This window comes from Crenobacter sp. CS_VA4 (genome assembly GCF_055597485.1).
Genome location: NZ_JBVMAE010000020.1, coordinates 52069 through 62280, shown reverse-complemented (window position 1 = coordinate 62280; position 10212 = coordinate 52069). Strand labels below are relative to the sequence as shown.

General features: G+C 65.0%; 9 protein-coding genes, 1 tRNA gene and 1 riboswitch. Of the genes, 1 reads left to right on the top strand and 9 read right to left on the bottom strand.

What is annotated here, in order from left to right:
- The 6 genes from ACZ2IA_RS17155 to ACZ2IA_RS17130 all read right to left on the bottom strand — a co-directional run bounded on the left by ACZ2IA_RS17155 (position 1) and on the right by ACZ2IA_RS17130 (position 5093).
- Positions 1–76 (bottom strand) — tRNA-Phe (locus ACZ2IA_RS17155).
- 126 nt (positions 77–202) lie between these two features.
- The gene (gene maiA, locus ACZ2IA_RS17150) at positions 203–895 is read right to left on the bottom strand and encodes a maleylacetoacetate isomerase (protein WP_470293806.1); all 693 of its coding nucleotides are present in this window, start codon (positions 893–895) and stop codon (positions 203–205) included.
- The gene (locus tag ACZ2IA_RS17145; RefSeq protein ID WP_470293805.1) at positions 888–1871 is read right to left on the bottom strand and encodes a fumarylacetoacetate hydrolase family protein; all 984 of its coding nucleotides are present in this window, start codon (positions 1869–1871) and stop codon (positions 888–890) included. Before ACZ2IA_RS17145 ends, maiA begins: the two co-directional genes overlap by 8 nt.
- An 82-nt stretch (positions 1872–1953) precedes the next feature.
- A complete protein-coding gene (locus tag ACZ2IA_RS17140; RefSeq protein ID WP_470293804.1) occupies positions 1954–3084 on the bottom strand; it encodes a homogentisate 1,2-dioxygenase in 1131 nt (376 codons plus the stop codon).
- 85 nt (positions 3085–3169) lie between these two features.
- Entirely contained in the window at positions 3170–4249 is a 1080-nt protein-coding gene (gene hppD / locus ACZ2IA_RS17135) for a 4-hydroxyphenylpyruvate dioxygenase (RefSeq protein WP_470293803.1), read from the bottom strand.
- 58 nt (positions 4250–4307) lie between these two features.
- Positions 4308–5093, bottom strand: coding sequence for a phenylalanine 4-monooxygenase (locus tag ACZ2IA_RS17130; RefSeq protein WP_470293802.1), 786 nt, complete (start codon positions 5091–5093; stop codon positions 4308–4310).
- Between the two features lie 202 nt (positions 5094–5295).
- Between ACZ2IA_RS17130 and ACZ2IA_RS17125 the strand changes: the two genes are divergently transcribed.
- Positions 5296–5781 carry an Lrp/AsnC family transcriptional regulator gene (locus ACZ2IA_RS17125; RefSeq protein WP_470293801.1) on the top strand — a complete coding sequence of 162 codons (486 nt, stop codon included), beginning with the start codon at positions 5296–5298 and terminating at the stop codon, positions 5779–5781.
- 246 nt (positions 5782–6027) lie between these two features.
- Here ACZ2IA_RS17125 and metF read toward each other — a convergent pair whose 3' ends face one another.
- The 3 genes from metF to metK all read right to left on the bottom strand — a co-directional run bounded on the left by metF (position 6028) and on the right by metK (position 10170).
- Positions 6028–6864 carry a methylenetetrahydrofolate reductase [NAD(P)H] gene (gene metF, locus ACZ2IA_RS17120; protein WP_470293800.1) on the bottom strand — a complete coding sequence of 279 codons (837 nt, stop codon included), beginning with the start codon at positions 6862–6864 and terminating at the stop codon, positions 6028–6030.
- Between the two features lie 402 nt (positions 6865–7266).
- The gene (ahcY, locus tag ACZ2IA_RS17115; RefSeq protein ID WP_470293799.1) at positions 7267–8685 is read right to left on the bottom strand and encodes an adenosylhomocysteinase; all 1419 of its coding nucleotides are present in this window, start codon (positions 8683–8685) and stop codon (positions 7267–7269) included.
- A gap of 69 nt (positions 8686–8754) precedes the next feature.
- Positions 8755–8820: riboswitch (S-adenosyl-L-homocysteine riboswitch) on the bottom strand.
- A gap of 180 nt (positions 8821–9000) precedes the next feature.
- Entirely contained in the window at positions 9001–10170 is a 1170-nt protein-coding gene (gene metK / locus ACZ2IA_RS17110; RefSeq protein ID WP_470293798.1) for a methionine adenosyltransferase, read from the bottom strand.
- Between the last annotated feature and the right edge of the window lie 42 nt (positions 10171–10212).

Below are 10212 nucleotides of genomic sequence, written 5' to 3'. Positions count from 1 at the left end.
TGGTGGCCAATCTCGGAATCGAACCAAGGACACACGGATTTTCAATCCGTTGCTCTACCAACTGAGCTAATTGGCCACACCTGACAACGCTGTCGCGTCATCGAGGGGTGCATTAAACCAAATAGGCCGATTTTCCGTCAAGGGTTTTCCGAAAAAAATCCCGGCTGTTTCGCCGGGATTTCCGATCTTTCGGGCTGGCCCATCAACTCGCGTCGGGCTGCTGCTCCGGATGCGCCAGCTGGAACGCCGGCAAGGCCTCGAGCCGTTCGGCCAACGCCGTCACGCGCGGGTAGGCGTCGAGCGGTACGTTGAAGCGGCGCGCGCTATAGAGTTGTGGCACCAGACACACGTCGGCGAGGCTCACCGCGTCGCCGACCGCGTAGTGGCCGGCGGTCTCGGCGAGCAGCGTTTCGAACGCCGCCAGCCCCTCGCCGACCCAGCGACCGATCCAGCGCTGCTTGGCGGCGTCGTCGGCGCCGAACTCGGCGGCAAGATAGCGCAGCACCCGCAGATTGCCGAGCGGATGGGTGTCGCAGGCGATCAGCTGCGCCAGCGCCCGACTCCGGGCCCGCGCCAACGGTTCGGCCGGCAACAGCCGCGGCGTGTCCCAATAGGCGTCGTCGAGGTACTCGCAGATCGCCAGCGACTGGGTCAGCCGCACGCCGTTGTCGACCAGCACCGGCACCAGCCCCTGCGGGTTGAGCGCCTTGTAGTCGGCGGCATGCTGCTCGTCCTTGAGCAGGCTGACCGGGCGGTTCTCGAACGCCAGCCCCTTGTGGTGCAAGGCGATCCGTACCCGGTACGCGGCGGTCGAGCGCCAGTAGCCGTACAGTACCCGGCCCGGGGCGTGCTCGTGGTCGCGGCCGGACGGCAGCTCGTGCAGCGCGTTACTCATGGCCGACCACCTTCTGTTCGATCGCGCCGAAGATCGACGCGCCGGCGGCGTCGCGCATCTCGATCCTCACCGTATCGCCGACCTTCATGAACGGCGTGGTCGGTGCACCCTGCTCGATCGTCTCGATCATCCGCAGCTCGGCGAGGCAGCAGGAGCCGACCGTGCGGTCGCTGTTCGATACCGTGCCCGAGCCGACGATGCTGCCGGCGGCGAGCTCGCGGGTCTTGGCCACGTGCGCGACCAGCTGCGGGAACGAGAACTGCATCTCGACGCCGGCGTTCGGTTGGCCGAAGCGCTGGCCGTTGTAGTCGACCAACAGCGGCAGGTGCAGTTTGCCGCCCTGCCAGGCGTCGCCGAGCACGTCCGGCGTCACCGCCACCGGCGAGAAGCTGGTGGCCGGCTTGCTCTGGAAGAAGCCGAAACCCTTGGCGAGTTCGTTCGGGATCAGGTTGCGCAGCGTCACGTCGTTGACCAGCAACACCAGCCTAATCGCCTGCGCGCACTGCTCGGGCGTGGCGCCGAGCGCCACGTCGCCGGTGATCACCCCGACCTCGCCCTCGAAGTCCAGGCCCCAGGCCGGGTCGCGCAGCGGAATCGGCGCGGTCGGCGCGAGGAAGGCGTCCGAGCCGCCCTGGTACATCAAGGGGTCGGTGTAGAAGCTGGCCGGCACCTCGGCGCCACGTGCCTTGCGCACCAGTTCGACGTGGGTGAGGTAGGCGCTGCCGTCGGCCCACTGGTAGGCGCGCGGCAGGGGCGAGTGGCAGCGGGCGGGATCGAAGGTCAGCTCGCCCGACACGTGGCCGGTATTGAGCTGCGCGTAGATAGCTTGCAGCCGCGGCGCGGCCTCCAGCCAGGTGTCGAGCGCGCCCTGCAGGGTGCGGGCGATGTCCGGCACCGTCACGCAGCGGGTCAGGTCGCGGCTGACCACGTGCAGTTCGCCGTCGCGGGTGCCGTTCTTGTAGGTTGCAAGTTTCATAGCGGTCCTTGTTTTTTTGCCACGGAATCCACAGAAACTTCGCCTACGGCTCGTTTTCCGTGGATTCCGTGGTCGATAAAAATTACTTCTTCGGCTTCCAGCTATCTACATAGCCGCCCCACTCCACCGCCGCCATTCTCTCGCCCGGATCGAGCGCGTCGCGCGCGTCGATCATCACCGCCACCTCGTCGGTGAAGGTCTTCGGTGCCGCCAGCGACTTGGCGTAAGCCCCCGGGTGCGGGCCGTGCGCGAAGCCGCAGGGGTGGAAGGTGAGCATGCCGGGCTTGATGTTGTCGCGGCTGAAGAAGTCGCCGGCATGGTAGAAGATCACTTCATCGTAGTCGTCGTTGCTGTGATAGAACGGCACCTTCAGCGCGCCCGGGTCGGATTCGACCGGCCGCGGCACGAAGGTGCACACGACGAAGCGCTCGGCGACGAAGGTGCTGTGCGCCGACGGCGGCAGGTGGTAGCGGTGCGACATCAAGGGCCGGATGTCGCGCCAGTTGATCCGGCACACCGCCAGGTTGCCGTGCCAGCCGATCGCGTCGAGCGGGTTGAACGGGAAGGTCATCGTCGACAATTCGCCGCGGCGCTTGATCACCACCCGCGTCTCGGTCTCGCTGTACTGGGCGCGGAACGCGTCGTCGATGTCCGGCACGTCGAGCATCGCCTCGTCGAAGATCGCGTGCGGGCCGACCAGGCCCTTGTCCGGCAGCTGGTAGGCGCCATTGGTCGCTTCGATCAGCAGCATCGTGACCGGATCGCTCGGCTCGATCCGCCACATCGTCCCGCGCGGGATCAGCAGGTAATCGCCGTCGCGGAAGCTCAGGTGGCCGTAGTCGCAGTAGAACTCGCCGGCGCCAGCGTGGATGAACAGCAGGTCATCGCCGTCGGCGTTGCGGAACAGAGCCGGCATCGCCGCATCGACGCTCCAGATGCGGAACTGGCAGTGCGCGTTGTGCAAGACTGTCGCCGCGTCGAACGGCATCGCGCCGGACTTGGGCATGTCGTTGAGGTCGTAGGCGCGCGGGCGCAGCGGCCCCTGCCAGTCGCTCCAGCCGGTCGGCGGGTGTTGGTGGTGCAGGTGGCTGGCCGGGCCGTAGAAGCCGCTGCGGCCGACTTCGCGCTCGTAGCGCGCGGCCTCTGGCAGATCGGCGTGCGCCTGGCGCGACACGGTGCCGGCCTTGTGCGGGTAGGAAATCCACTTGCGCATGGCAGTCCCCTAACTATGCCTTCGGCCAACCTTCCAAGGTTGGCCGAACAGGCGGGATGAACAGGCCCCCCGCAGGGGCGGTCTATCAATCGGCCTTCAGCACGCCGCGGCGGATCTGGTCTTCCTCGATCGACTCGAACAAGGCCTTGAAGTTGCCTTCGCCGAAGCCCTCATTGCCCTTGCGCTGGATGATCTCGAAGAAGATCGGCCCGATCACCGTCTCGGTGAAGATCTGCAGCAGGATGCCGGCGCCGTCCATCGGCGCGCCGTCGATCAGGATGCGATTGCGGCGCAGCCGCGCAAGGTCTTCGCCGTGGCCCGGCACGCGCGCGTCGGTCTTGTCGTAATAGGTGTCCGGCGTGTCGAGGAAGCGCACGCCGCTCGCGCGCAAGGTCTCCACCGTATGGTAGATGTCGTCCGTACCGAGCGCGATATGCTGGATGCCCTCGCCGTGGTACTGGCGCAGGAATTCCTCGATCTGGCTCTTGTCGTCGGACGACTCGTTGATCGGGATACGGATCTTGCCGCACGGACTGGTCATCGCCTTCGACACCAGACCGGTCAGCTTGCCTTCGATGTCGAAGTAGCGGATCTCGCGGAAGTTGGCGATGTCCTCGTAGAAGCCGGCCCAGGTGGCCATATGGCCGCGTTCGACGTTGTGCGTCAGGTGGTCGACCTCGGTCAGTCCGACACCAGCCGGGTGCTGGTCGGCGCCTGCGATCGGCACAAAGTCGACGTCGTAGATGGTCTGGTCGCCGTAGCGGTCGACGAAGTACAGCGCCGAGCCGCCGATGCCTTCCACCGCCGGGATGTTCAGCTCCATCGCGCCGACCAGCCGGCCGTACGGCTTGGCGCCGTGCGCCAGCGCGTACTCGTAGGCCTGCGCCGCGTCCTTCACCCGCCAGGCCATCGCGCACGCCGACGGGCCGTGCGTCTGGCCGAAGCTCGCGAACGGCTCACGGCGCTCGCCGTTGACGATGAAGTTGATGTCGCCCTGGCGGAACAGGCTGACGTTCTTGTGGCGGTGGCGCGCCACTTCGGTGAAGCCGAGCGAGCGGAACAGCTGTTTCAGATCGGCCAGACCCTGCTCGGTCGGCGCGGTGTATTCGACGAATTCGAAGCCGTCGGTAGCGAGCGGATTGTAGGTCTGCGCTTCCATTTTCATCGAGTTCTCCTGGGTAAACACCAGCCGGGTCTTGCGCCCGGCTTGGCCGAAAGGGGAATCAGGCGAGGCCCTGCTGCTCGGTCCAGCGCGCGAAGTCGGCCTCGAGCGCATCGAAGCTGTCGATCACGTACAGGGTGTCCTGCATGTGCCAGATGTCGTATGGGGTGGCGATCACGGTGGCGAGATCGAACGGGCGCTTCTCGGTGGCGCCAGACAGGCTGTACAGCACTTCCTTCGGCGAGGACATGATGCCGGCGCCGTAGATGCGCAGCCCCTCCGGATTGCGGATCAGGCCGAACTCGACGGTGAACCAGTAGAGGCGCGGCAGCCAGGTGGTGGCCTGGTGGTTCAGCTCGAAGGCGCGCACGCCGGCGCGGCCGAAGCGTTCGAAGAAGGCAGTGAAGCGCGGGTTGGTCAACAGCGGGGCGTGGCCGAGCAGGTCGTGGAACATGTCCGGCGCCGGGGTGTAGCCGATCTCCTCGGGCTTGCGGATGAAGTCGGTGGACGGAAACAGTCGCTGCGACAGCAGCCAGAAGAATTCCTTGTCCGGCACGATGCCGTCGACCCGGATCAGCTGCCAGCCGGTACAGGCCTCGATCGCGTCGCCGATGTCGGCCAGTGCAGGGATGTGGTCTTGCGGGAAGTCGATCAGGTCGAGCCCGGTCAAAAACTCCTGACAGGCCCGACCCGGCAGCACCGCTTCCTGGTTGGCGATCAGCGTCTGCCAGGTGTGGTGTTCGACGTCGCTGTAACGCGGTACGGCGACGCGATGGACGTCGAGCTCGTCCGGCAGGCCGGCCAGCTTCATATCCTCGCGCACAATGGCCAGATCAGCCGTGTACATGGCGCCTTCTCCTCCGTAGCGATGCGTTTTGCGCATTTTGTTGTCGACAATCTCCATCAGGCGGTGTCGCCAAGGTGTAGAATAATGTCGTTTTAGGCAATTTATTCTAGGGGAGAGCCGCGGCAATTTCCTTGCAACATTGCCAGAATATAGCTAAATCTAAAAACAAAATGCCAATAATCGAGAGAACAACCGAGAAATCATGCCAAACCTAATCCTGGACAAAACCGACCTCAAGATCCTCGCCGAATTGCAACTCAACGGCCGCCTGACCAACGTCGAGTTGGCCGAACGGGTGGCACTGTCGCCGTCGCCCTGTCTGCGCCGCCTGAAACAGCTGGAAGAGTCCGGCGTGATCCGCCAGTACGTCGCGCTGCTCGACCCGGGCAAGATCGGCCTCGGCCTGCAGGCCTTCGTGCGCGTCACGCTGGAGAAGCGTGGCCAGGGCCAGATCACCCACTTCCTCGAAGCGGTGCAGAGCTGGCCCGAGGTGATCAACTGCTACGCAATGACCGGCGAGATGGATTACCTGCTGCAGGTGTACTTCGAAGACCTGGAGCACTTCTCACGCTTCGTGATGGACGCGCTGCTACAGCACCCGGGCATCGAGGACGTGAAATCGAGCTTCGTGCTGAAAGAACTGAAGCGCACCACCGCGATGCCGCTGTCGCAGATGCAGTTGAGCTGAGTCCCGCCTACTCGTACCGGCACGCCTCGCGCGCAGCCGGTCGGGCGCTGGCCAAGCTTGGCCGAAGCGACCGCCCAACGAAAACAGGCCGCCCAATGGGCGGCCTGTTGCTTTGACAAGGTGGGAAACCGTTAGTGCGGCTGGTGCGGCAAGGTCGACGTGAGCCGCCTGTCGGCTGTAGGCGATCGCCGCCGCCGACACCAGGAAGCCGAGGTGGATCAACAGCGGCCACTTCCTGAACAGCGGTTACAAACCAAGACGTTGCCAGATGGTGGAGACCAGCCCCGCCTGATTCAAGGTGTAGAAGTGCAGACCCGGTGCGCCGTTGCTCAGCAGCCGGTCGCCGAGCTCGGTCACCACGTCCAGGCCGAGCGCGCGGATCGACGCGGTGTCGTCGCCGTACGATTGCAGCTTCAGGCGCAGCCAGCGCGGGATCTCGGCGCCGCAGGCGTCGGAGAAGCGCGCCAGCTGAGTAAAGCCGGCGATCGGCATCAGCCCCGGCACGATCGGGATGTCGACGCCGCGGGCGCGCACTTCATCGACGAAGTGGAAGTAGGCGTCGGCATTGTAGAAGTACTGGGTGATCGCCGAATCGGCGCCGGCCTGCACCTTGCGCACGAAGTTGTTCAGGTCATCCTCGGCCGAGCGCGCCTGCGGGTGGTATTCCGGGTAGGCCGCCACTTCGACGTGGAACCAGTCGCCGTGCTCGGCGCGGATGAACTCGACCAGCTCGTTGGCGTAGCGCAGCTCGCCGATGCCGACCATGCCGGACGGGATGTCGCCGCGCAACGCGACCACGTGGCGGATGCCGTGGTTGCGGTATTCCTGCAGGATCTCGCGGATGTTCTCGCGGGTCGAGCCGATGCACGACAGGTGCGGTGCCGCTGCGTGGCCTTCGCCGCGGATCTCCAGCACCGCGGCCAGCGTGCCGTCGCGGGTGGTGCCGCCGGCGCCAAAGGTCACCGAGAAGAACTCCGGATTGAACTGCGCCAGCTGCTGGCGGGTGGTGCGCAGCTTGGCCACGCCCTCCGGGGTCTTCGGGGGGAAAAATTCGAAACTAAAGGTTTTTTTCTGCTCGCTCATGATCCCTGGCGGCACCGCTGTCCCAAGAGCCTGTTCAAAGTTTTTTTACGGACTGCGCTGGCCCGGCAAACGGCCAGATGCTAGGCGGGCGGCGATGGCCTTAGCCGTTCTAAGGTCAAGCCGACCAACAACGCAGCTGGCCGTTTGCCGGGCCAGCCCTTCGGGGCCGGCTCCTGTCGGCGCATCGCGTTGTCGTTCGTCCCTAGCAGTGAATGACACTGCGGCGGGACTCTCTCCTAGCGCTGCATCCGGCAGGAGCCGGCCGCAGCCGCAAAAAGACTTTGAACAGGCTCTAAGGCGCGGTGCTTCTCTCCACTTGTAGTTGCGTTCGGCCAACGTTGGCCGAAAAAAACGGACAAGGCATTCTACCCCGCCCTGTCCGTCTCGCTTTATACCTGCCGATTAATAGCGGTAGTGCGTCGGCTTATAAGGGCCTTCCTTCGGCACGCTGATGTAGGCGGCCTGTGCGTCGGACAGCACGGTCAGCTTGGCGCCGATGCGCTCCAGGTGCAGGCGGGCCACCTTCTCGTCCAAGTGCTTCGGCAGCACGTAGACCTCCTTGCCGTACTTGTCGCCGTGCTGGAAGATCTCGATCTGAGCCAGCACCTGGTTGGTGAAGCTGTTCGACATCACAAACGACGGGTGGCCGGTGGCGCAACCCAGGTTCACCAGGCGGCCTTCGGCCAACAGGATGATGCGCTTGGACGGTTGACCATCCTTGGGCGGGAAGATGATGTGGTCGACCTGCGGCTTGATGTTGTCCCACTGGTACTGGCGCAAGGACGCGACCTCGATCTCGCTGTCGAAGTGGCCGATATTGCAGACGATCGCGTTGTTGCGCATCTTGACCATGTGATCGTGGGTGATCACGCCGACGTTGCCGGTGGTGGTGACGAAGATGTCGCCCTGATTGCAGACGTCGTCCATGGTCACTACGCGGTAGCCTTCCATCGCCGCCTGCAGTGCGCAGATCGGGTCGATCTCGGTCACCCACACGGTGGCGCCCAGGCCGCGCAGCGACTGCGCGCAGCCCTTGCCCACGTCACCGTAACCGAGCACCACGGCGATCTTGCCGGCCACCATCACGTCGGTGGCGCGCTTGATGCCATCGACCAGCGATTCGCGGCAGCCGTACAGGTTGTCGAACTTGGACTTGGTCACCGAGTCGTTGACGTTGAACGCCGGGAACGGCAAGAGGCCGTCCTTCTGCAGTTGGTACAGACGGTGCACGCCGGTAGTGGTCTCCTCGGTCACGCCCTGGATGTGCGCCAGGCGCTTCGAGTACCAGTTGGCGTCCTTGTCGAGGTAGCGGGCGATCGCGGCGTACAGCGCCACTTCTTCCTCGTTGGTCGGCTTGGCGATCACCGAGCGATCCTTCTCGGCTTTGCTGCCCAGCAGCAGCAGCAGGGTGGCGTCGCCGCCGTCGTCGAGGATCATGTTGGCCGGCTGACCTTCCGGCCATTCGAAGATCTTGTGCGAGAATTCCCAGTATTCGTCGAGCGACTCGCCCTTGAAGGCGAACACCGGGATGTTGGCGGCGGCGATCGCGGCGGCGGCCTGGTCCTGGGTCGAGAAGATATTGCACGAGGCCCAGCGCACCTCGGCGCCGAGCGCCACCAGCGTCTCGATCAGCACGCCGGTCTGGATGGTCATGTGCAGGGAACCGGCGATGCGCGCGCCCTTGAGCGGCTTGCTGTCGCCGTAGTCGGCGCGCAGTGCCATCAGGCCCGGCATTTCAGTCTCGGCGATCGCCAGCTCTTTGCGGCCCCAGGCGGCGAGGCCCAGGTCGGCGACGTGAAAATCGGTGAATTGGTCAGCCACAGCGTTACTCCACGATGCGGCCGGATCAGGAGACGGCTCACCCGCCACCCCGGTATCCGGCAAGGGTTGGTTGGGTGAGCGCCGTTGGACTTTCCGGGCCTGGGGCCTAACGGCCTTGCAGCGCTCCCCGGAATCGGAGGCGATTATACGGCATCCCGGCCGGATATCGACAGCGTCGGGCGCTCGCCGGTGATCCGCGCGAGCCGACGTCAGCGCGAGCAACGGACGGCTTCCTGGCGGGTTCGGCCAACGTTGGCCGAAGCACAGACGAAAAAAACGGGCCAGCAGGCCCGTTTTCTTAAGCTCAAACAAGGATCACAGACCGGCGTCGGCGCGCAGCACGGCGGCCTTGTCGGTGCGCTCCCAGGTGAACTCCGGCTCTTCGCGGCCGAAATGGCCGTAGGCGGCGGTCTTGGTGTAGATCGGGCGCAGCAGGTCGAGCATCTTCACGATGCCTTTCGGGCGCAGGTCGAAGTGCTTGGCGACCAGCTCGGCGATCTGCTCGTTCGGGATCTTGCCGGTGCCGAAGGTATCGATCGAGATCGAGGTCGGCTGGGCCACACCGATCGCGTACGACACCTGGATCTGGCACTGGCGCGCCAAGCCGGCGGCGACGATGTTCTTCGCCACGTAGCGGCCGGCGTAGGCGGCCGAGCGGTCGACCTTCGTCGGGTCCTTGCCCGAGAACGCGCCACCGCCGTGCGGCGCGGCACCGCCGTAGGTGTCGACGATGATCTTGCGGCCGGTCAGGCCGCAGTCGCCCTGCGGACCGCCGATGACGAAGCGACCGGTCGGGTTGATCAGGAACTTGGTCTCCGGGGTGATCATGTCGGCCGGCAGCACCGGCTTGATGATGTCCTCGATCACCGCCTCGGTCAGCGTCTGGTGATCGATCTCCGGCGCGTGCTGGGTCGACAGCACCACGGTGTCGATGCGTTTGGGCAGACCGGTCTCGCTGTCGTACACGACGGTCAGCTGCGCCTTGGCGTCCGGACGCAGCCACGGCAGGCGGCCGTCCTTGCGCAGTTCGCTCTGGCGTTGCATCAGCCGGTGCGCGTAGTAGATCGGGAACGGCATCAGCGTCGGGGTTTCGTCGCAAGCGTAGCCGAACATCAGGCCCTGGTCGCCGGCGCCCTGGTCGAGATCGAGGCCCTCGCCTTCGTTAACGCCCTGGGCGATGTCCGGCGACTGCTTGTCGTAGCCGACCAGCACCGCGCAGCCGTGGTAGTCGAAGCCGAGATCCGAGCTGTCGTAGCCGATGCGCTTGATGGTGTCGCGCGCGACCTTGATGTAGTCGACGTTGGCCGTAGTGGTGATCTCACCAGCCAGCACCACCAGGCCGGTGTTCACCAGCGTCTCGGCGGCGACGCGCGCCTTCGGGTCCTGGGTAAAGATCGCGTCCAGAATCGCGTCCGAGATCTGGTCTGCTACTTTGTCCGGGTGGCCTTCCGAGACCGACTCGGAAGTAAACAGATATTCGCTCATTGTCTTGTATGTTCCCGCGTGAAGCCTGTGTCGCACTTGATG

Coding starts and splice junctions, on each gene's coding strand:
- ACZ2IA_RS17125 (WP_470293801.1), top strand. CDS start 5,296: ATGCCAAACCTAATCCTGGACAAAACCGACCTCAAGATCCTCGCCGAA.
- hppD (WP_470293803.1), bottom strand. CDS start 4,249: ATGAAAATGGAAGCGCAGACCTACAATCCGCTCGCTACCGACGGCTTC.
- ACZ2IA_RS17130 (WP_470293802.1), bottom strand. CDS start 5,093: ATGTACACGGCTGATCTGGCCATTGTGCGCGAGGATATGAAGCTGGCC.
- maiA (WP_470293806.1), bottom strand. CDS start 895: ATGAGTAACGCGCTGCACGAGCTGCCGTCCGGCCGCGACCACGAGCAC.
- metK (WP_470293798.1), bottom strand. CDS start 10,170: ATGAGCGAATATCTGTTTACTTCCGAGTCGGTCTCGGAAGGCCACCCG.
- ACZ2IA_RS17145 (WP_470293805.1), bottom strand. CDS start 1,871: ATGAAACTTGCAACCTACAAGAACGGCACCCGCGACGGCGAACTGCAC.
- metF (WP_470293800.1), bottom strand. CDS start 6,864: ATGAGCGAGCAGAAAAAAACCTTTAGTTTCGAATTTTTCCCCCCGAAG.
- ACZ2IA_RS17140 (WP_470293804.1), bottom strand. CDS start 3,084: ATGCGCAAGTGGATTTCCTACCCGCACAAGGCCGGCACCGTGTCGCGC.